Here is a 21,411-nt window from a genome sequence, read left to right on the forward strand (position 1 = left end):
CGTCAAAGCGCATCGCGTCGGTGTGATCGATTGTGTTCAAGCGCCCCGGCCTCACCCAGAGTACGTTTACTCCGATGGCGCGACCCGCTTATCAGGATCAACGTCCGCTTGGGAATCCGACGAGTCTCGGTTGCTCTGAATTCGATAACGTGCCAGCCCACCGGAACGTTTGCGGCGGCAAGGGTGTATTCATGCCGGCGGCAATCAAAGTGCAAATTTGCATCTTGAAAGCGCAGTAATGCGCTCCCGGAACTTCGTGCCACGGTTACGCTGGAGCCTTCTGATCACCCACCTTCTTTCCCATATCCCCGAGGAGAAAACCATGACAACGCAAGCGAACCCGCTCGACAAGAAAACCGCCTACTGGGGCGTGCCGTGGGAAGACGCCTATGGGTATGCGCAGGCGGTGCAGGTGGGCAACGAAATCTATGTGTCGGGCCAGCTCAACCACGACCAGGACGGCAACCTGATCGCGCCGGCCGAACTGGACGACCAAGGCAAGCCGCGCGACTTCTCCACGATGGAAGCGCAGATGCGCGCCACCTACGAGAACCTGGCGGTGTTGCTGGGCAAATTCGGCGCCACGCTGGATAACGTCGTCGAAGAAACGTTGTATGTGCTGGATGTGGATGCCGCCTTTGCAGCGGCGGGCAAGGTGCGCAAGGCCGCGTACGGCACCGACCGTCCGCAAGTGGCCAGCAACCTGATCGGCGTGTCGCGTCTGGCGATGCCTGCGCAGTTGATCGAGATCGCTTGCAAGGCCATCCTGCGTCCCAAGGCTGCCGGCTGACCGGGCACTGCTGCTTGGCGGGAAAAGGGCCTAGCGGCCCTCGATCAACGCCTTCTGCTTGGCCACGGCCGCGGCGCAAAAGCGCATGAAAGCCTGGACGCGCCGGGATCCGCGGATGTCAGGATGGGTGAGCAGCCAAAGCTCATCCTGAAGCTCGGGCACGACGGGACCGACGCGCACCACATCGGCCATCGTGTCGCCCAGCATGCAGGGCAGGTAGCCCATGCCCAGGCCGGCCGAGATACCCGCGCTTACTGCCGCAACCGAGTCCGACCGGTAGGCAATGCGGGATGGCGCCACACGGCTTTCAAGGTAGTGCGCGGCCTTGAGCCCGGACAGCCCGCCCGCGTACGACACCCAATCCAGCTCGTAAAGGCGTTCGGCGGCGGGTGTCTTGCGGCCAAATTGCTGCGCAGCCCCGTAAGGCGCCCACGCGATGCCTGCCAGTCTGCGTCCCACCCAGCTCTCGGGCGGGCGCCGCGTCGCCCTGAGCGCGACGTCGGATTCGTCCCGCGCTAGATCCAGTGTGCCGTTGCCAACCAGCACCTCGACGGTCAATGAGGGATGCGCCGCTCTGAATTCAGCAATGATGGGCGTCAGGAAATACAGCAGGAGCGAATCGCTGGTGGCCACGCGCAGCGTGCCCTGCGGATCGTGCGCGGCACCGGAAATGCGTCGGGCCACGCTGACGACATCGAGTTCGACGCGCTCGCTCAGTGCGCGCAGCTCCGTGCCCTCAGGCGTCAGCTTGTAGCCCGCGTGCCGCCGGTCGAACAACGCGACGCCCAACGCGGCTTCGGCGTGCGCCACGCGGCGCGAGACGGTGGAGGCATTGATGCCGAGCTTTTCGGCAGCGATCGACCGATTGCCGCAGTCGCTCAGTGTCTTGATGATGCGCAGGTCATCCCATGACAACTGTTGCGCCGCGTCGCGCTGTCCCATGGAAGGGCGATCGGAGTGCGTCTGAGTTTTTGCGGGTTTTGGACGGCACGATGATTGGCGGATGCTCTTTCGCGGCGGATTATTAGGAATCGTCGGTGATCCTGCCCTCGCGATTTGCCCTCGCGATTGTGCCCGCGCGATTTTGTCCACGGGCTTTCGCCCGCAGTATCGGCGAAAACAAAAAAGGGCCCATGAAGGGCCCGGAACAACGCACTGCTTTAATCAGTTGGCGCGCCCGACAGGAATCGAACCTGTATCAAGAGCTTCGGAAACTCTCATTCTATCCATTGAACTACGGGCGCAGCGCAAGGAGGCGGTATTGTACCCAGTTTTACGCGTTCTGCATGAACTGGATCAAATCCTCCGGCAAACTCATCGAAAACCCGTCCTTTCTCATTGGACGATCGTCCATGACACCGTTATATAATCCAGCGTTTGCTTGCAGGCGGGCATGAGTTGCCGCCGACTTGTGCAGTTCTGATTTTCTGTTGCCGCCGCCAGGCGCCCCCGGTACCCGTTAGCAGGATTAGGTCATGAGCAACGAGCAGGAACACATAGAAGAGCACTCCTCCCCCATCAAGACCCCGAAGCAACTGATCGTCACGATCGTCCTGGCTTTCGTGGTTCCCATCGCCATCATCATCCTTCTGGTGAACATGGTGGTCACCGGCACCAAGACCGGCGCCGGCTCGGACGCTTTGTCCGGCGAGGCCGTCGCACGGCGGATCGCGCCCGTTGCGGGATTCGAACTCGTTGACGCCAACGCGCCCAAGGTCTTCAAGACCGGCGAACAGGTCTTCGCCACCGTCTGTACGGCCTGTCACACCGCTGGCGTGGCTGGCGCACCCAAGCTGGGCGACAACGCCGCGTGGGCGCCTTTCATCAAGGCTGGCTACGACGAGATGATGAAGGTCGCGCTGCACGGCAAGGGCGGCATGCCCGCCAAGGGCGGCAACCCGGCCCTGTCCGACTACGAAGTCGCGCGCGCCGTGGTCTACATGGCCAATAAGTCCGGCGCCTCGCTGCCGGAACCGGCAGCCCCCGCTGAAGACGGCGCCAAGAAGGAAGGCGAAGCCGCACCGGCCGCGCAAGCCGCTGCACCGGCGCCGGCGGCTCCCGCTGCTGCCGCGCCCGCCGCCGCTGCTCCTGCCGCCGCCGCACCGGCTGCCGCCGCTCCTGCTGCCGCTGCTCCTGCCGCCGCCGCACCGGCTGCCGCCGCTCCTGCTGCCGCCGCTCCCGCCCCCGAACAAAAGGCCGCCGCCGTCAACCCGGCGGGCGAACAGCTCTACAAGACGGCCTGTTTCGCGTGCCACGCCACGGGCGTGGCCAACGCGCCCAAGTTCGGCGACAAGGCCGCCTGGGAGCCCTACATCAAGACCGGCATGGACGCGATGGTCAAGGTCGCCATGACGGGCAAGGGTGCAATGCCTCCCAAGGGCGGCGCAGCCAACGCCTCGGAAGACGACATCCGCGCCGCCGTGGAGTTCATGGTGAACGCCGCCAAGTAATACCCGCCCGCATCGCAGGCGATAAAAAGCCCCTTGAATCTTCAAGGGGCTTTTTTTATCCGGTGACCCGGCTTCGCGTGGCAAAGGTGTCAGACACCTCGCCACCCAGCGATCAGTCCGCCGCCGACGTCTTCACCAGCGACATGCCCAACTGCACGCGGCGCTGCAGCCACAGGCTGGGACGGTAACGGGTGTCGCCCGTCACACGCTGCATGCTCTTCAGGATTTCCAGAATGCGATCGGCGCCCAGCTTGTCGCCCAAAGCCAGCGGGCCTACCGGGTAACCCAGCCCCAGCGTCACGGCCAGATCGATGTCCTCGGGCGTGGCGATCTTCTGCTGCGCGATATCGCAGGCGATGTTCACGATGTGCGCCACGATACGTTGCGCGATGAAGCCCGGCGAATCCTCGATCACCGTAACGGGCACGCCGTCGGCGGCCAGCAGTGCATGGGCCGCGTCGCGCCACTTGTCCTCGGTCGCGGGCGAGACCATGATCGTGCGGCGCTTCGCGTTATCGAACGCATACAGCGTGTCCAGGCCAACCGTGCGGCCCGCGTTCAGGCCTTGCGCGGAGACGCTGGTGGACACGTCTTCACCGAACGGCGTGACGATAATCAGCGCATCGGCATCCGGCGTCGATCCCGTGACCAGCGTGCCGCCCAGCTTTTCAACCAGCGCGGAAGCGCGGGCGTAGCCTTCGCCGTGCTTGGGGCTGACCCAGACCTTCAGGCCCTCGGGCAGCGCGGGCGCCGCCGCTTCGGCCGGCACCTGCTTCTGGCCGTCGGCGTAGACGTAGAAGCCCTCCCCCGCCTTGCGGCCGATCAGCCCGCCCGCCAGACGCACGGTCGTGATCGGCGACGGGCGAAAGCGCGGCTCGTCGAAGAACTGGCGGTAGATGGATTCCATCACCGGATGCGAGACGTCGAGCGCGGTCAGGTCCAGCAGTTCGAACGGTCCCATGCGAAAGCCCGCCTGCTCGCGCATCACGGCGTCGACCTGGGCGAAGGTGGCCACAGCCTCCTGCGCGACGCGCAGGCCTTCGGTGTTCATGCCGCGGCCGGCGTGGTTGACGATAAAACCGGGCATGTCCTTGGCGCGCACGGGCGTGTGCCCCATGCGGCGGGCCAGCTCGGCCAGGGCGTCGCCCACCTCCGGCGCACTGCGCAGGCCGTCGATGACCTCGACCACCTTCATCAGCGCAACGGGATTGAAGAAGTGATAGCCGACCACGCGTTGCGGACGCTTGCAGGCGGCCGCGATGGCGGTGATGGAAAGCGACGAGGTGTTGGACGCCAGAATGCAGTCGTCGGACACCACGCCTTCCAGCGCGGCGAAAAGATCACGCTTGACGTCCAGCCGCTCGACGATGGCCTCGACCACGAGCTGGCAGTTCGACATGTCGGTCAGCGCGGTGGCCGATTCGACGCGCTCGAGCGCGGCTTGTGCGTCGGCGGCGGTCAGCTTGCCCTTCTGGGCCAGCTTCTCCCAGGTCTGGCGCAAGGATTCGCGCGCGGCCGCAATGGCCTCCAAACTGGTGTCGTACAGACGCACGCGCAGGCCGGCCTGCGCCGCGATCTGCGCGATGCCGCGCCCCATGGCCCCGGCGCCCACGACGCCGATGGTTTGAATCTCCGTCATCAACTCTCTCCTGCCTGTATTGGAATGGATCGTGCGCCCGGCGCGGCGCGGCGTGCGCGACAGGCGGACTGGCCGCCTTCGCGCGCGCATCAGGCCCGGCTCTGCGCCAGCGCCTGGATTTCTTCGGCCGACAGTCCCAGCTTCTCGGACAGGACCTGCTCGGTGTGCTCGCCCAGCATGGGCGGCGCGCGGCGGTACTCGACCGGGCTGCCGGAAAACTTCAGCGGGCTGGCGGCCACGGGCACGGTGCCGGCGGCCGGATGCGGCAGCTCGCGCTTCATGTTGCGGGCCAGGACGTGCGGGTCTTCGTAGACCTGGTCCAGCGTGTTGATGGGCCCGGCCGGCACGCCCACGCCTTCCAGCGCCGCGAGCCAGTGGTCGCGCTCGCCGGTGGCCATGCGCTCGGCCAAGAGGGGCACGAGTTCCTCGCGGTTCTTCACGCGTTGCGGGTTGGTGGCGAAACGCGGGTCGGCCGACAGCTCGGGCAGGCCGATCGCGCCGCAGTAGTTGCGGAACTGGCTGTCGTTGCCCACGGCCACGATGAGGTGACCATCGCTGGCCGCGAACACCTGGTAGGGAACCAGGTTCTGGTGCGCGTTGCCCGCGCGGCGCGGGGCAACGCCGGAGGTCATGAAGTTCAGGTTCTGATTGGCCATCATGGCGACCTGGCAGTCCAGCAGGGCCATGTCGATGTGCTGGCCCAGGCCGCTGCGGGCGCGCTCGTGCAGCGCGGCCAGGATGCCCACGGTGGAATACATGCCCGTCATCAGGTCGGCCACGGCCACGCCGGCCTTCTGCGGACCGCCGCCGGGCAGGTCGTCGCGCTCGCCCGTGATGCTCATCAGGCCGCCCATGCCCTGGATCATGAAGTCATAGCCGGGACGGCTGGCGTACGGGCCGGTCTGGCCGAAGCCCGTGATCGAGCAATAGATCAGGCGCGGGTTCAGTTCCTTCAGGCTCTCGTAGTCCAGGCCGTACTTGGAAAGCCCGCCGACCTTGAAGTTTTCAACCAGGATGTCGCTTTGCAGCGCCAGCTCGCGCACCAGCTCCGCGCCGCGCGGTGACGCGATGTCCAGCGCCACCGACATCTTGTTGCGGTTGGCCGACAGGTAGTACGCGGCCTCGGTGGTGTCGTGGCCCGCTTCGTCCTTCAGGTACGGGGGGCCCCAGGCGCGCGTATCGTCGCCCGAGCCGGGCCGTTCGATCTTGATCACCTCGGCGCCGAGGTCGGCCAGGTTCTGGGTGCACCAGGGACCCGCCAGCACACGGGTCAGATCCAGCACGCGTATGCCGGTGAGGGGAGCGGGACGTTGCGACATCGGTAATCTTTTCGCTAGAAGGGAAATGAGAACTTCCGGCCCCGCGGAGAAGCGCCGGGCGGACTGGGATTCCGTCATGCCAGAAGGCGGCCCGCGGGGGCCGCCTTCCGATCAACATTCGTCAGACTGGATATTAGCCTCTGGAACGCGTTGGCCGGACGTCTGGCGACGGAAAGATCAGGAATGCGCCTTGATGGTCTCGCGCGCGATCACCAGCTGCTGGATCTGCGAGGTGCCTTCAAAGATGCGGAACAGGCGCACGTCGCGGTAGAAGCGTTCCACCGCGTACTCGGACATGTAGCCCGCGCCGCCGTGGATCTGCACCGCGCGGTCGGCGACGCGGCCCACCATTTCCGTGGAAAAGAGCTTGCAGCAGGCGGCCTGCATCGTCGTGTTCTCGCCGCGGTCGCGCATGCGGGCGGCGTCCAGCACCATGCAGCGGGCCGCATACAGTTCGGCCTGGCTGTCGGCGATCATCGCCTGGATGAGCTGGAACTCGGCGATGGGCTGGCCGAACTGCTTGCGCTCGGTGGCGTACTGCACGGCGTCGCGCAACAGGCGGTCGGCAATGCCCACGCACAGCGCGGAAATGTGCAGGCGTCCCTTGTCCAGCACGCGCATGGAGGTCCGGAAGCCGTTGCCTTCTTCGCCGCCCAGCAGCGCGCTGGCCGGCACGCGGCAGTTGTCGAACACGACGTCGCTGGTCAGCGCGCCGGCCTGGCCCATCTTCTTGTCCGGCTTGCCGATGATGAGGCCCGGCGTGCCCGCTTCGACCAGGAAGCACGAGATCGAATTGGCGCGGCGCTCAGGCGCGGTGCGCGCCATCACGGAGAACAGGCCGGCGATGGGCGCGTTGGTGATGTAGCGCTTGGTGCCGTTCAGCACATAGAAGTCGCCATCACGCTCGGCGGACAGGCGCAGCGACATGGCGTCGGAACCGGCATCGGGCTCGGTCAGCGCGAAGGACCCGATGAGCTCGCCGCTGGCCAGCCTGGGCAGGTAGTTGGCGCGCTGTTCGTCGGTGCCGGCCAGGACGATGGCCTGTGAGCCGATGCCGATATTGGTGCCGGCCAGCGAGCGGAAGGCGGGCGAGGTCTGGCCCAGTTCAAAAACCACGCGGACCTCTTCTTCCATCGTCAGGCCCAAGCCGCCGAAGTCCGGCGAGATGGACAGGCCGAACAGGCCCAGGTCACGCATTTCGTTGACGATGTCCGGCGGCACTTCGCCGCTGGCGGCCAGTTCGTCCTCGGCGGGAATCAGGCGTTCGTGGACGAAGCGGCGGACGGCGTCGATCAGGAGGTTCAGGGTTTCGGTGTCGAGGGCCATGATGGAAGTCTCTTTGAGCGGATACAGGTCGGGGAATGGGTGTGGCGGCGGGCTCAGGCGCGCATGCCGCCCACCAGCAGATCGAAATAGCCGTCGGCGATGGACTCGGCGCTGTCGCCCTGGCCGGGCTTGTACCAGCGCACCATCCAGTTCAGCATCGACAGCACGGCGCGGCCGGTGGCGGCCACATCCAGCGGACGGAACGCACCGTCGGCAACGCCCTGCGCGATGACCTCGCGCAACTGCTTTTCGTAGTTGTCGCGCAGGCGGGCGGCATCGTCGCGCTCGGAAAGCGCCATGCCGGAATAGCCGATCAGCATCGTCACGAACTGGGCGTGGTGCTGCTCGAAATACCGGGCATGCCCCACCATGAAGGCGCGCAGGCGGGCCGCCCCGCCCTCGGCGCCGGCCACATCGCGGCCGACGGTGTGCGTCAGGCCCTCCAGCACCTCGAGGATGATGGCGTCGTAGATGTCCTGCTTGGTGGGGTAATAGTGATAGATGGCCGCCTTGGACACACCGATGGCGCCGGCCAGGTCGGAAATCGAGCTGCCGTCGTAACCGCTGCGCGCGAACAGCTTGGCGGCTTCTTCCAGAATGCGTTCGCGCGGGGCGGCCAGAGTGGGCGGCCGGCCCGCGCGGGCACGTTTCTGAACGGGTTGGGGGGTGATGCCCATGGACGCCTTTGGCAGAGGCCGCGCGGGGGCCGACGGGTTCTGGCGAACCGCAATTGACAGCCCTTCCGCGCATGCCGTTAAATAAAGATTAATTAATTACCGGACGGTCGGTAGGTAATTAATATACTCCAAAAACCTAGGACGAGACGACGCCCCATGCCCCATCCCCTCGTGACTGATTTGTATGGCCAGATGTCCCTGCCGGTCATCAGCGCCCCGATGTTCATCGTCTCCAATCCCAAGCTGGTCATCGCCCAGTGCACGAGCGGCATCGTGGGGTCATTTCCCGCGCTGAATGCGCGCCCGCAGACGCTCCTGACCGACTGGCTCGACGAAGTGCAGGCCGGCCTGGCGTCATACCGCGAGGCCAATCCCGGCGCCCGCGTCGCGCCGTTCGCCGTCAACCAGATCATCCACCAGTCCAACGACCGCCTGGAGCAGGACCTGGCCGTGTGCGCCAGCCACCGGGTGCCGCTCATCATCACCAGCCTGCGCGCCCCCGGCGACCTGGTGAAGGGCGTGCACGACTGGGGCGGCAAGGTCTTCCATGACGTCACCACGATCCGCCACGCCGAAAAGGCGCTGGAAGCCGGCGTCGATGGCCTGATCCTGGTGTGCGCGGGCGCGGGCGGCCATGCCGGCACGCTCAGCCCCTTCGCGCTGATTTCCGAGGTGCGCCGTTTCTACGAGGGCCCCCTGATCCTGTCGGGCGCCATCACCTCGGGCGCGCACATCCTGGCCGCGCAAGCCATGGGCGCGGACTTCGCCTACATGGGCACGCGCTTCATCGCCAGCGAGGAAGCCAACGCCAGCGACGGCTACAAGTCCGCGATCGTCGAGGCCAGCGCGTCGGACATCCTGTACACGCCCTTCTTCACCGGCATTCCGGGCAACTATCTGAAAGCCAGCATCGCCGCCGCGGGCCTGGATCCGGCCAACCTGCCCGCACCGGACACCGGCGCGTCCAATTTCGGGACCACCCGAGTCAAGCCCTGGAAGGACATCTGGGGCGCCGGCCAGGGCGTGGGCGGCATCGCTAGCGTCGAACCCACCCGCAAGATCGTCGACACGCTGCGGCATGAATACGCCGAGGCAAAGGCCCGCCTGGCCGCGGGACCGCACGCATGAGCGCCGGCCTGAAGGTGGCGCGGGATGGCGCCGTCCTCACGCTGACGATCGACCGCCAGGATCGCCGCAATGCGCTCGACACCGCCACCTATGCCGCGCTGACCGAGCAGATTTCCCTGGCCAGCGCGGACGTGGCGGTGTCGGCCGTCATCCTGACGGGCGCGGGCGAACACTTCACGGCGGGCAACGACCTGCGCGACTTTCAGGCCGAACGCGGAGCGGGCGACAGCGCCGGGCTGACGTTCCTGCGCGCGCTGACCACGGCCGACGTGCCGGTCATCGCCGCGGTCGAGGGCTACGCCATCGGCATCGGCGTGACGCTGCTGCAGCATTGCGATTTTGTCCACATCGGGGAAGGCGCGACCTTGCGCATGCCGTTCGTCGCCCTGGGGCTGTGTCCGGAAGGCGCGTCCAGCCTGCTGATGCCGCGCCTGGTGGGACGGCGGGCAGCGCAATGGCTGATGCAGGGCAAGGCGTTTTCCGCCCAGGAGGCGGAGGACGCCGGCCTGGCTACGTCGGTCACGCCCAAGGGGCAGGCGATCGCCGCAGCACAGGCCACCGCCGCCGACCTGGCGCGCCAGCCGCCGGCCGCCCTGCGCCTGACCAAGGCCATGATGAAGCGGGCGGACCGCCAGGCCATCCAGGAGACGCTGGACTACGAAGCCCAGCAGTTCCGCGCCCGCCTGCAGACCGAAGAGGCGCAGGCGGCGTTCGCGAAGTTCTTCAAGAAATAGCGCGTCAGAAGGGCGAATCGGGCCGGAAGTTCGGCGCCCGGCGTTCACGCAGGGAATTGATGCCCTCGCGCACGTCCGGGCCGCCAAAACCCATGAATTCCAGCGCCAGCGACGTGTCGAAGGTCGGTCCGGCCATGCGCAGCCAGTTGTTCAGCGAATATTTGGTCCAGCGGATCGCCGTCTGCGACCCGGCCGCCAGCTTGTTGGCCACTTCGAACGCCTTGCCGATCAGCTCGGCCTCGTCCACGCAGAGCGACACGAGGCCGATGCGTTCGGCTTCCTCGCCAGACACCGTCTCGCACAGCATGAGGTAGTACTTGGCCTTGGCCATGCCGCACAGCAGCGGCCAGACGATGGCGGCGTGGTCGCCCGCCGTGACGCCAAGCCGGGTGTGCCCGTCGATGATGCGGGCATCGCGCGCCGCGATCGAGATGTCTGCCAGGAGGCCGGCCACCAGCCCCGCCCCCACCGCCGCGCCGTGCATGGCCGACACGATGGGCTTGCTGCAATTGATGATGTTGTAGACCAGGTCGCGCGCCTCGCGCCAGACGCGGGTGCGCACGTCGAAGTCGTCCGCCATCTGCTGCACCAGATCCAGGTCGCCGCCCCCCGAGAAGCCCTTGCCCTCGCCGCGGATCACCACGACCCGCGTGTCCGGATCGGTGTCGATGTCGCGCCAGATATCGGCCAGTTCCCGGTGCATCCGGTCGTCGGCCGTGGACAGCTTGCCCGGCACGCCGCCCTTGGCGCCCATGATCAGTTCCAGCACGCCGCCAGGATGGCGGCGCAGCTTCAGGGATTCGTAGGCCGAATAGTGTTCCAGCGTGATGTCGGTCATTGTCTGCTCCGGGTCTGGTCTTTGGTTGTTCGCACCCCGCCCCAAGGCGGCCGCGTTTTTGCGCACTATAGTGGATACGGCCGACCCGCCAAGACGATTTCCTTCCGGAGCCTCACCCCATGAACACCCCCGCCGTCCCCATTGACCGCGCCGCGCTGCCCGCCCTGTTCGCGCCCCGCGCGGACGACTCGCACAAAGGCAGCTTCGGCACCGTGGGCGTGGTGGGCGGCGGTCCCGGCATGACCGGCGCGGCCCTGCTCGCCGCCCGCGCTGCCCTGAAGACCGGGGCCGGCAAGGTGCTGGTGGGTTTCGTGCAGGAAACGCTGCCGCTGCCCTGCGACCCGCTTCAACCCGAACTGATGCTCCGCGACTTCCGTTCGCTGCTGGAAGAAGACTGGGGCGTGACCGCCTGGGTCGCCGGCTGCGGGATCGGCACGGGCGCGCTGGCCGCCAACGCCCTGTCCGAACTGTTCGTCCTGCGGCGGCACGCGCCGCTGGTCCTGGACGCCGACGGCCTGAATCTGCTCGCCCGCGGCGAAATCCGGCCGACCTGGGGCGCGGGGCCCGTCGTGCTGACCCCGCACCCGGCGGAAGCCGCCCGTTTGCTGGGCGTCGGCACCGACACCATCCAGCGCGACCGCCCCGCCGCCGCCCGGCAACTGGCGCAGCGCTTTCAGGCGTGGGTGGTGCTCAAGGGCGCCGGGACCGTGGTGTGCGCCCCGGACGGCGGCCTGCACGTCAACACCACTGGCAACCCGGGCCTCGCCACCGCCGGAACCGGGGACGTATTGGCCGGCATGCTGGGCGCGGTGATCGCCCAGAAGCTGCCCCTGGACCAGGCCGTGCTCGGCGCCGTCTGGCTGCATGGCGCCGCCGCTGATGCACTCGTCGCCCAGGGTGTCGGCCCCATCGGCCTGACGGCCGGCGAGCTGGCCGACGCCGCCCGAGCCCTGCGAAACGCGCGCTAAGTCCAAGCCCGACAAAACATTTTTACAACATACTAGGGTTTTCCCCTAAAATGAGATTGCTATTGGCCTAGGGTTATCCCTATAATGGTTTACCCCATGACGAAACGGACTGGAGCCAAACCATGAGCGAACTGACCCTGAACAACACTGCCCGCCTGACCGACGCGCTGGAGCGTGACCTGCTCCGCGGCGCTCTCGAAAACCAACCGAATTCTCACCCGCTGACCAGCCTGAAGAAGGCTGGCCAATCCTTAGCAGCCGCTGTTGCCGCCGTCTTTGCCTTCATCGACGAAGTGAACGAATCGATGAACAAGGCTCGCGCCGCCAGCTCGCGCTTCTCCGGATCGCAGTGGTAATAACAGCCGCGCCAGGCTGAATCGCGACCAATCTCCCGCGACTCAGCCTGGCGCGCTGCCGTTGCGGCGCCCGCCTGGCCCTCCCCAGGCTCCCGCCGCAACGTTTCGGCGCCCGTCCCCTCACCGGCGCCATCGCGTCGCGAGAGGTCCCAAGAGGGACCGCGCGACGCCCTCTCTCCCTTCTCTTCTCGGCGTTTTCCCTAGCGCCCCGATTGCCGCTGCGCATTGACAGCGCGCGAACCCCCTACCGATAATCGGCCCCTTGCCGTCGTGCCCTGGCGACATTTCCCCGCAAGCCCCCTGGGCCGACGCAGTCGTCCCCTGGCGCGCGTGGCCGCCTGCACGATCCGGTTCGTTCCCCATCCGGAGTTGTCACCATGAAGTTGCGCACCACCCTGGCCCTTGTGGCCGCCGCCATTCCCCTGGCAGCCGCCCAAGCCCAGACGCTGAAGATCGGCCTGTCGGCCGAACCGACCTCGGCGGACCCCCACTATCACAAGATGACGCAGAACGACGCGTTCTCCGCGCACGTCTACAACTCGCTGGTGGGCCGCAGCGCCGACATGAAGCTGGTTCCCCAGCTTGCGACTTCCTGGAAGAACCTGGACGACCTGACCTGGGAATTCAAGCTGCGCGACGACGTCAAGTTCTCGAACGGCAAGCCGTTCACGTCCGAAGACGTGCTGTTCACGATCTGCCGGACGCTGAACAACGAAACCAACGTGTCGCAGTCCTACATGGACATGACCAAGCGCATCACCGACGTCCAGACGCCGGACGCGCACACCGTCATCATCAAGACGGGCGAACCCTTCCCCCTGATGCCGGCCGAACTGGCCCGCTCGCTGCCGATCATCTGGAACGGCATCGTCGAGCACGGCAAGCTCACGTACGACCCCAAGAAGGGTTGCGGCGTGACGGGCGCCTGGCCCACGGTCGTCGATTTCAACAACGGCAAGGACGCCATCGGCACCGGCCCCTACATGCTGAAGTCCTACGTCAAGGGCACCGGCATCGAGCTGGTCCGCAACGAGAACTACTGGGGCGAAAAGCCGCACTGGAAGGAAGTGAAGTTCGTGCCGGTGCCGTCCGCCGGCCCGCGCCTGACCGGCCTGCTCTCCGGCGACTTCGACATGATCGAAAACCCCGCCGCGCGTGACCTGCCGCGCCTGAAGGACAACCCGAAGTTCGCCTTTGTGGCCACGCCGTCCACCCGACTGGTGTTCTTCCAGCCGGACGTGGGCCGCAACCCCAGCCCGTTCGTCAAGAGCGCCGACGGCAAGAACCCGCTGCAGGACCTGCGCGTCCGGAAAGCCATCAACATGGCCATCGACCGCAAGACGATCACCGCCCGCATCATGGACGGCATGGCCACCCCGGCCTTCCAGTTCATGCCCGACGGCATGTTCGGCGCCCTGCCCAAGGCCCCGGAAATCAAGTACGACCCGGAAGGCGCCAAGAAGCTGCTGGCCGAAGCCGGCTACCCGAACGGCTTTGAACTGACGCTGTCGTCCACCAACGACCGTTACGTCAACGACGGCCAGGTCGCCCAGGCAGTCGCCCAGTACCTGTCGCGCGTCGGCATCAAGACCAACGTGGACGCGATGACCGCCTCCATCTACTTCCCCAAGCGCGCCAAGCGCGAGTTCAGCTTCTCGATGGGCGGCTGGCCGGCGGAAACCGGTGAAGCCTCGGCGCTGTTCCAGTTGTGGGTCGCCACGCTGGATTCGCCCGTCAGCCTGGGCACCAGCAACTACGGCGGCTTCTCGAACGCCGACTTCGACAAGGTCTACAAGCAGGCCATCGTGACGGTCGACCCCGCCAAGCGCGAAAAGCTGCTGCAGGAATCCACCCAGATCGCCCTGGACAACGTGCCGCTGATCCCGCTGCACTTCGAAAGCAGCATCTGGGCATACCGCAAGGGCATCTCGTACGAAGGCCGCCGCGACCAGTACACCCTGGCCACCTCGGTCAAGCCCGACGCCAAGTGAGCCGGCAGGGCTGAGTAAAGAAGAAACGGCTGCCTCGTGCAGCCGTTTTGCCTTGTGGCGGCGCAAATGCGCCCCGCTTTGCCCGAGTCCCCCGCCCCATCCCCTACAATCGTCTCGCTTCATCGGAACCGCCATGCCCACGTCTTTGCCCCCGTCTTCGTCCGCCCCTGCCCCCCGTCCTTTCCTGTTGGCCTGTCCGGACCTGTCGGCCGAGCGCGTGGGCAACACCGATACGCCCGGCGTCTGGCATTTCGATTCCGGCGCGCCCGGCAAGCGGGTGATGCTGAGCGCGCTGATCCACGGCAACGAACTGTGCGGCGCCTGGGCGCTGAAGGACCTGCTTGCCGCCGGCCTGCGCCCGCGCCGCGGCACGCTGACGCTGGCGTTCTGTAACCTGGCGGCGTTCGACCGCTTCGACGCCCGCAATTACGCCCCCGCGCGCTTCGTGGACGAAGACATGAACCGCGTCTGGAGCGAGGACAAGCTGTCCGCGCCGATCTCCCAAGAGCGCCGCCGCGCCGCCGAGCTCCGTCCGTGGGTGGAGCAGGCGGACTGGCTGCTCGACTTCCATTCGATGAGCAATTCCGACGTGCCGCTGCAGCTGACCGGCCTGGAACAGCGCAACATCGATCTGGCGCTGGCATTGGGCAATCCCGCCACAATCATTGCCGACGCGGGCCACGCCGCCGGTGTGCGCATGCGCGATTTCGGCCGTTTCGGCGAAGCCGGCGACAACGGCACGCGGTCCCTGCTGATTGAATGCGGTTTCCATGGCGCCCCCGAGGCGCGCGGCGTGGCCGCCGACCAGATGGCGCGCTTTCTGGTGCAGGCCGGCACGGTGGACCGCAGCGACATCCCCGCCGCCTGGTTCGCGCCCGGCGCGCCGCTGCAGCGCGCGCTGCGCGTCACGCACGCTGTCGCCGCCAAGAGCGCCGACTTCCGTTTCGCCGAGGCCTGGAAGGGCCTGGAGATGCTGCCCAAGGCGGGCACCGTCATCGGCTGGTCGGAAGGCGAGCCCGTCACCACCCCGTACGACAACTGCGTGCTCATCATGCCCTCCACCGCCAACCTGCGGCCCGGCGTCACCGTCGTGCGCCTGGCGCAGCCGATTGCGTAGCGTACGGCCTGCCAACCCCCCCGGCTTTTCCCCAACCCCTGAGCCCACCAAGGAAATCATCTCGTGGCCTTGTTCATCCTACGCAGACTGATACAGAGTCTGTTCGTGCTGCTGGCCGTTTCGGTCGTGGTCTTCTTCGCGGTGTATGCCGTGGGCGACCCGATCGAGCTGCTGGTCAGCCCCGAAGCCAGCCAGGCCGCGCGCGAGGCGATGATCGCCCGCCTGGGCCTGGACCTGCCCGTGTGGCAGCAGTACACAGGCTTCCTGTGGCGCGCGCTGCACGGCGACCTGGGCACGTCCTTCGTGCACGGCATCCCGGCGATCGAACTGATCGTGCAGCGCATTCCGGCCACGTTCGAGCTCGTGATCGTCGCGATCATGCTGACCTGTGTGATCGGCATTCCGCTGGGCCTGATCGCGGGCCTGTACCGCGATGAGTACGTGGGCCGCGGCATCATGGCCTCGTCCGTGCTGGGTTTTTCGCTGCCGAACTTCTGGCAGGGCATGATGCTGATCCTGCTGTTCGCCGTCTGGCTGGGCTGGCTGCCGGCCACCGGCCGCGGCGACACGGTGACCGTGCTGGGCGTGCGCCTGTCCATCCTGACCGCCGACGGCTGGTCGCACCTGATCATGCCCGCCATCAACCTGGCGCTGGCCAACATCGCCCTGGTGCTGCGCCTGACGGCCTCCGGCGTGGTGGAAGCCCGCAGCCAGGACTACGTGAAGTTCGCGCGCGCCAAGGGCGTCAAACCCGGCCGCATCGTGCGCCGCCACATCCTGCGCAACATCCTGATCCCGGTGGTCACGGTGATCGGCATGGAGTTCGGCACGCTGATCGCCTACTCGACCATCACCGAGACCGTGTTCGCGTGGCCCGGCATGGGCAAGCTGCTGATCGACAGCGTGTACCAGCTCGACCGCCCCGTCGTCGTCGCCTACGTGATGCTGGTCACGCTGATCTTCGTCATCATCAACCTGGTTGTGGACATCCTGTACGCCGCGCTCGACCCGCGCGTGCAGCTCGTGGCCCCCGCTCATTGAACCGCCATGGCTAACTCTCCCAATCCCGGCCGCACCCGCACCGTCCAGCCTCTGGCCGAGACGCCCCGGCGCGCCGCCATTCTGAAAAAACTGCATGCGCGCCCCACGGTGCGCGGCTCGGTCATCGCGCTGGCCGTCCTGATCATCCTGGTGGTCTTCGCGCCATTCTTCGCGCCGCAGAATCCGTACGACCTGGCCAACCTGTCGCTCATGGACGGGCGCCTGGCCCCGCGCCAGGCGCTGATGGACGGCAGCATCGCCTGGCTGGGCACCGACGACCAGGGCCGCGACATGCTCAGCGCCATCCTGTATGGCCTGCGCATCAGCCTGATGGTGGGCCTGTCCGCCGTCGTGCTGGCAACCGCCATCGGCGGCGCGATCGGCCTGGTGGCCGCCTACATCGGCGGCTGGGTCGACACCGTGCTGATGCGCATCGTCGACTTCATCCTGGGCTTTCCAACCATTCTGGTGGCGCTGGTGCTGCTGGTGGTGCTGGGCCGGGGGGTCGACAAGGTGATCCTGGCGCTTGTCCTGGTGCAATGGGGCCACTACGCTCGGATCATGCGCAGCCGCGCCCTGCAGGAACGCCGCAAGGAATACGTCGAGGCCGCGGCCAACCTGGGCTTTCCGGCGTGGCGCATCATGCTCTTTCACCTGTTGCCCAACTGCCTGGGTCCGGTGATGGTGTTCGCCACCATCCAGATCGCGACCGCGATCGCGCTGGAAGCGACGCTGTCGTTCCTGGGCGTGGGCGTGCCGATCACCGAACCGTCGCTGGGCCTCTTGATCTCCAACGGCTTCCAATACCTGCTGTCGGGCGACTACTGGATCAGCCTGTTCCCGGGCATTGCGCTGCTGGTTCTCATCCTCTCCATCAACATCGTGGGTGACCGCCTGCGCGAAAGCCTGGATCCTCGTCGAGCATGAGCGACATTCTTCTTGATGTGCGCGGCCTGCGCACTGCATTCCATACCGAGGCCGGCGCGTGGCTGGCGGTCGACGGTGTCGACCTGACCGTGCGCCGTGGCGAAATCGTAGGCCTGGTGGGCGAGTCCGGTTCGGGCAAGTCGGTCACGGGCTTTTCGCTGCTGGGCCTCATCGACCCGCCGGGCGAAGTCGTCGACGGCGAAGTGAAGTTCAAGGGCACGGACCTGCGCAAGCTGTCTGAAGAGCAGATGCGCCAGTTGCGCGGCAACCGCATCGCCATGATCTTCCAGGACCCGCTGATGACGCTGAACCCGGTGCTGCGCATCGGCGAGCAGATGATGGAAGCCATCCTGACGCACGAGGACGTGCCGCGCGCCCAGGCCGAGGAACGCTGCCGCGAGGCGCTGGCCATGGTCGGCATCCCGTCGCCGGAAAAGCGGCTGAAGAGCTATCCGCACGAATTCTCGGGCGGCATGCGTCAGCGCGTGGCAATCGCGATTGCGATGCTGAACAAACCCGACCTGATCATCTGCGACGAGCCCACGACCGCGCTGGACGTCACCATCCAGGGCCAGATCCTGTACCGCATGCAGCAGATCTGCCGCGAGCACAACACCGCGCTGATCTGGATTACCCACGACCTGGGCGTGGTGGCCGAGCTGGCGGACCGCGTGGCCGTGATGTATGCCGGCCGTATCGTGGAAAGCGGTCCGGTCGAACAGGTGCTGGATGCGCCGCGCCACCCCTATACCAAGGGCCTTCTGGACTCGATGCCCGGCGCCACGCAGCCGGGCGCGCGCCTGCACCAGATCAACGGCATGGCGCCCAGCCTGGCGGGCCGTCCGTCGGGCTGTGCGTTCCGGCCGCGCTGCGTCAACGCGGTCACGCGCTGCACCGAGCAGGCCCCCTCCGTCACCACCGAAGGTTCGCGCAGCTATCGCTGTTACGTGCCGATTGCCCGCGAGGCACAGTAAGCAATGAGCCAAGCCGATACCCCCGTCATCGAGCTCAAGAACGTCCACAAGCGCTTCGAGCAGCGGCCTGACCTGGCCCAACGCATTCTCTCCCTGACCGGCCGCCCCATCGACCGCCGCACCGTGTACGCGGTGAACGGCGTGGACCTGTCCATCAAGCGCGGCGAAGTCGTGGGCCTTGTGGGCGAGTCCGGTTGCGGCAAGTCCACGCTGGGACGCGTCGTGGCCGGCCTGCATCGCCAGACCGAAGGCGAGCTGCTGTACCAGGGCCTGGACGCCAACCGCCTGCGCGGCGCCGACAAGCTGGCGTACACGCTGGGCGTGCAGATGATCTTCCAGGATCCGCAGGCCTCGCTGAACCCGCGCCAGCGGCTGCGGCAGATCCTGGGCGAATCGCTGAAGGTGCACAAGCTGGCGCCCCCGGCGGAGATCCCCGCCCGCGTCGACCAGGCGCTCACGGAAGTGGGTCTGGCCACCGAATACCGCGACCGCTTCCCGCACCAGATCTCGGGCGGTCAACGCCAGCGCATCGGCATCGCCCGCGCGCTGATGGTGGCGCCCAAGTTCCTGGTCTGTGATGAACCGGTGGCGGCGCTGGACGTGTCGATCCAGGCGCAGGTGATCAACCTGTTCATGGACCTGCGCGAACAGCACGGTTTCACGTACCTGTTCATCAGCCATGACCTGGGCGTGGTCAAGCACATCTCGGACCGCGTCGCGATCATGTATCTGGGTAAGATCGTGGAGATCTCGACGTCGGCCGAAATCTTTGCCCGCGCCAATCATCCGTACACGCAGGCGCTGATGGCCGAAGTGCCGGACGTGGCGCGCCGCGGCCGCAAATTCACGCCGATCAAGGGCGAGATTCCGTCGCCGCTGAATCCGCCGTCCGGCTGCACGTTCAACCCCCGCTGTCCCCACGCGATGCCGCGCTGCCGTGAAGTGGCGCCGGCCCTGAAAGAAATCTCGGCGGGCCACTGGTCGGCCTGCCACCTGAACGAAGCGAGCGCCTGATGAAACCTTCCGATATGTCCAACGTGGACCGCATCGCCATCGAAATGGGCCATGCGGGCCGCAACGCGATCCTGTACGTGGACGAGGACCGCAACTACGACCGTCCGTTCAAGCTGCAGACCTATCGCCCCTACGGCTACACGCCGGACCGCCCGGTGGTGATCGTGCAGCACGGCGTGCTGCGCAACGGCGACGAATACCGCGATTTCTGGGTCGAAGCCGCCGACAAGCACAAGCTGCTGATCGTGGCGCTGACGTTCTCGAACGAGATCTGGCCGGGCGTTGAAAGCTATAACAACGGCCGGGTGTTTTCGGCCGGCGGCAATCCGCGCCACATCGATGGCTGGACGTATGCGCTGGTGGGCAACGTCATCAAGGACATGATCGCCGGCGAGATCACCGACGGGCAGAACGTTTACCTGTTCGGCCACAGCGCGGGCGGCCAGTTTGTCCACCGCCTGATGAGCAGCCAACCGCACGCGCCGTTCAAGGCGGTGACGGCGGGCAATCCGGGCTGGTACACGCTGCCGACGTTTGACTATCCCTATCCCGAGGGCATGGACGGCGTGGGGCTGACCGAGGACCATCTGGTGAAGCTGCTGGCCTACCCGATGACGATCCTGGCGGGCGACAAGGACATCGAGACCAACGATCCCAACCTGCCGTCCGAGCCCGCGGCAATGCGCCAGGGCCCGCACCGCTTTGCCCGTGCGCAAAACTACTTCGAATTCGGCCGCAAAGAGGCCGAGCGCCGCGGCGTGCCGTTTGGCTGGAAGCTGCAGGTGGTGCCGGGCATCGGCCACGACGGCCGCGCGATGTCTGCCGTGTGCGCGAGCCTGTGGTTCGATGGCAAGATGCCCGACGATGCCGAGCTCGCCCGCCTGGCCGGCCAGCAGGTCGCCTGAATCCCTTATCCATTGCTGAAATCCGATACCGCCATGTCCAACACCCAGAGCACTGAACAGATCGTCGCCGGCATTCAAAGCTGGCTGCAATGCGAGTCGCCGTCGAACTTCCCGGAAGGCATCGCCGCGATGGCGCGCATCATCGCCGACTACGCGGCTGCGGCCGGCCTGACGGTGGAGCTGTCGTCGCTGGGGCCCACGACGGGCCCGCTGCTGTACGCGACCAACCGCGCGCCGGGCGATACGCGTCCGGGCATCCTGATCCTGGCGCACATGGATACGGTGCATCCGGTGGGCACGCTGCTGGAAAACCCGGTGCGCATCGACGGCGACCGTCTCTACGGCCCGGGCAGCTATGACATGAAGGCGGGCATCTATCTGGCGCTGACGGCGCTGGCCGGCGTGGCGCGTCCGGGTGCGACGCAACTGCCGGTGGATTTCCTGGTGGTGCCGGACGAAGAAACGGGCAGCCACGCCTCGCGCGCGCATATCGAACGCTTCGCCGCCAATGCCAAATACGCGCTGGTGTGCGAACCGGCCCGCCCCAACGGCGGCAAGTGCGTGACGGCACGCAAGGGGACGGGCATGCTGAATCTGAACGTGAAGGGCCGCCCGGCCCACGCAGGCATGCAACACGAGAAGGGCCGCAGCGCGATCCGCGAAATGGCGCATCAGGTGCTGGCGCTGGAAGCGATGACGGACTACGACCGTGGCATCACGGTGAGCGTGGGGACCATCGCGGGCGGTACGGTCACGAACACGGTTCCGGCGCTGTGCCGCTGCGTGGTGGATTTCCGGGTGCCTGACATGGGCGCCGCGGAAGACGTGCTGCGCCGGATGCGTGAACTGTGCGCAGTGGGTCCGGACGTTGAACTGGATATCGACGTGGAACTGAACCGTCCGCCGATGGTGAAGACGGAGGCGGCGGCTGCGTTGCTGGCCTTGGTGCAGGGGTTTGCGGATCGCGCGGGCTTCTTGCTTGAAGATGCGCCGATGACGGGTGGCGGCAGCGATGCCAATTTCACGTCGGCAATGGGTATTCCGACGCTGGATGGGTTGGGAGCGGATGGGGATGGCGCGCATACGTTGAATGAGTATGTGCTGGTGTCTACGTTGGAGCAGCGGTTGAAGTTTTGGGAATTGCTGCTGCGGGATTTGGCTTGATCTAGCTCTTGTTGCTTTGCGCGATGAGTTGAGTTCTTAAGACGTCCGGCACG

General features: G+C 66.5%; 20 protein-coding genes and 1 tRNA gene. 14 read left to right on the forward strand and 7 right to left on the reverse strand.

Going from position 1 to position 21,411, the window contains the following annotated elements; genetic code table 11:
• Nucleotides 1-322: 322 nt before the first annotated feature.
• Complete coding sequence (locus B2W22_RS16105; protein ID WP_175139451.1) at nt 323-790, forward strand: Rid family hydrolase; 468 nt, start codon at nt 323-325, stop codon at nt 788-790.
• A 30-nt stretch (nt 791-820) separates the two neighbouring features.
• On the opposite strand, the gene B2W22_RS16110 is transcribed toward B2W22_RS16105, so the two are convergent.
• Complete coding sequence (locus tag B2W22_RS16110) at nt 821-1,732, reverse strand: LysR family transcriptional regulator (protein WP_286938741.1); 912 nt, start codon at nt 1,730-1,732, stop codon at nt 821-823.
• 227 nt (nt 1,733-1,959) lie between these two features.
• A tRNA-Arg gene (locus B2W22_RS16115) sits at nt 1,960-2,034 on the reverse strand.
• A 231-nt stretch (nt 2,035-2,265) separates the two neighbouring features.
• Here B2W22_RS16115 and B2W22_RS16120 point away from each other — a divergent pair.
• Entirely contained in the window at nt 2,266-3,240 is a 975-nt protein-coding gene (locus B2W22_RS16120) for a c-type cytochrome (protein ID WP_286938743.1), read from the forward strand.
• Between the two features lie 112 nt (nt 3,241-3,352).
• Here B2W22_RS16120 and B2W22_RS16125 read toward each other — a convergent pair whose 3' ends face one another.
• From B2W22_RS16125 to B2W22_RS16140, 4 genes are all read right to left on the reverse strand, one after another.
• Nucleotides 3,353-4,879 (reverse strand): 3-hydroxyacyl-CoA dehydrogenase, encoded by a 1,527-nt coding sequence (locus B2W22_RS16125; protein ID WP_175125121.1) that lies wholly within the window; start codon nt 4,877-4,879, stop codon nt 3,353-3,355.
• Nucleotides 4,880-4,968: 89 nt separating this feature from the next.
• Entirely contained in the window at nt 4,969-6,198 is a 1,230-nt protein-coding gene (locus B2W22_RS16130) for a CaiB/BaiF CoA transferase family protein (protein ID WP_105237142.1), read from the reverse strand.
• Nucleotides 6,199-6,375: 177 nt separating this feature from the next.
• Nucleotides 6,376-7,524, reverse strand: a complete 1,149-nt coding sequence (locus B2W22_RS16135) for an acyl-CoA dehydrogenase family protein (protein WP_286938744.1) — start codon at nt 7,522-7,524, stop codon at nt 6,376-6,378.
• Between the two features lie 53 nt (nt 7,525-7,577).
• Complete coding sequence (locus B2W22_RS16140; RefSeq protein WP_056564843.1) at nt 7,578-8,201, reverse strand: TetR/AcrR family transcriptional regulator; 624 nt, start codon at nt 8,199-8,201, stop codon at nt 7,578-7,580.
• Nucleotides 8,202-8,357: 156 nt separating this feature from the next.
• On the opposite strand from B2W22_RS16140, the gene B2W22_RS16145 reads away from it, so the two are divergent.
• Both B2W22_RS16145 and B2W22_RS16150 read left to right on the forward strand, forming a co-directional pair.
• Complete coding sequence (locus B2W22_RS16145) at nt 8,358-9,329, forward strand: NAD(P)H-dependent flavin oxidoreductase (protein ID WP_286938747.1); 972 nt, start codon at nt 8,358-8,360, stop codon at nt 9,327-9,329.
• Nucleotides 9,326-10,063, forward strand: a complete 738-nt coding sequence (locus B2W22_RS16150; protein WP_286938749.1) for an enoyl-CoA hydratase-related protein — start codon at nt 9,326-9,328, stop codon at nt 10,061-10,063. Before B2W22_RS16145 ends, B2W22_RS16150 begins: the two co-directional genes overlap by 4 nt.
• A gap of 4 nt (nt 10,064-10,067) precedes the next feature.
• On the opposite strand, the gene B2W22_RS16155 is transcribed toward B2W22_RS16150, so the two are convergent.
• Nucleotides 10,068-10,901, reverse strand: a complete 834-nt coding sequence (locus B2W22_RS16155) for an enoyl-CoA hydratase/isomerase family protein (RefSeq protein WP_175125116.1) — start codon at nt 10,899-10,901, stop codon at nt 10,068-10,070.
• Nucleotides 10,902-11,020: 119 nt separating this feature from the next.
• Between B2W22_RS16155 and B2W22_RS16160 the strand changes: the two genes are divergently transcribed.
• The 10 genes from B2W22_RS16160 (at nt 11,021) to B2W22_RS16205 (ending at nt 21,358) form a co-directional block, all read left to right on the forward strand.
• On the forward strand, nt 11,021-11,869 hold the full coding sequence (locus tag B2W22_RS16160; RefSeq protein ID WP_175125115.1) for an NAD(P)H-hydrate dehydratase: 849 nt from the start codon (nt 11,021-11,023) through the stop codon (nt 11,867-11,869).
• Nucleotides 11,870-11,991: 122 nt separating this feature from the next.
• On the forward strand, nt 11,992-12,225 hold the full coding sequence (locus B2W22_RS16165) for a hypothetical protein (protein WP_286938751.1): 234 nt from the start codon (nt 11,992-11,994) through the stop codon (nt 12,223-12,225).
• 377 nt (nt 12,226-12,602) lie between these two features.
• Nucleotides 12,603-14,216 (forward strand): ABC transporter substrate-binding protein, encoded by a 1,614-nt coding sequence (locus tag B2W22_RS16170; RefSeq protein WP_175125113.1) that lies wholly within the window; start codon nt 12,603-12,605, stop codon nt 14,214-14,216.
• Nucleotides 14,217-14,349: 133 nt separating this feature from the next.
• A complete protein-coding gene (locus B2W22_RS16175) occupies nt 14,350-15,333 on the forward strand; it encodes a succinylglutamate desuccinylase/aspartoacylase domain-containing protein (RefSeq protein ID WP_175125112.1) in 984 nt (327 codons plus the stop codon).
• 63 nt (nt 15,334-15,396) lie between these two features.
• Nucleotides 15,397-16,374: an ABC transporter permease gene (locus B2W22_RS16180; protein ID WP_175139461.1), complete on the forward strand. Its 978-nt coding sequence runs from the start codon at nt 15,397-15,399 to the stop codon at nt 16,372-16,374.
• Between the two features lie 6 nt (nt 16,375-16,380).
• Nucleotides 16,381-17,301, forward strand: a complete 921-nt coding sequence (locus tag B2W22_RS16185) for an ABC transporter permease (RefSeq protein WP_105237134.1) — start codon at nt 16,381-16,383, stop codon at nt 17,299-17,301.
• Nucleotides 17,298-18,275 (forward strand): ABC transporter ATP-binding protein, encoded by a 978-nt coding sequence (locus tag B2W22_RS16190; RefSeq protein WP_175125110.1) that lies wholly within the window; start codon nt 17,298-17,300, stop codon nt 18,273-18,275. The genes B2W22_RS16185 and B2W22_RS16190 overlap by 4 nt, the downstream gene beginning before the upstream one ends.
• A gap of 3 nt (nt 18,276-18,278) precedes the next feature.
• Nucleotides 18,279-19,289, forward strand: a complete 1,011-nt coding sequence (locus tag B2W22_RS16195) for an ABC transporter ATP-binding protein (RefSeq protein WP_175186068.1) — start codon at nt 18,279-18,281, stop codon at nt 19,287-19,289.
• Entirely contained in the window at nt 19,289-20,194 is a 906-nt protein-coding gene (locus B2W22_RS16200; RefSeq protein WP_175186069.1) for an alpha/beta hydrolase, read from the forward strand. Before B2W22_RS16195 ends, B2W22_RS16200 begins: the two co-directional genes overlap by 1 nt.
• A 33-nt stretch (nt 20,195-20,227) precedes the next feature.
• Entirely contained in the window at nt 20,228-21,358 is a 1,131-nt protein-coding gene (locus B2W22_RS16205; protein ID WP_175186070.1) for a M20 family metallopeptidase, read from the forward strand.
• Nucleotides 21,359-21,411 lie beyond the last annotated feature (53 nt).

Origin of the sequence: Achromobacter sp. UBA4530 (genome assembly GCF_002388205.1) — a bacterium.
GTDB lineage: Bacteria > Pseudomonadota > Gammaproteobacteria > Burkholderiales > Burkholderiaceae_B > Achromobacter > Achromobacter animicus.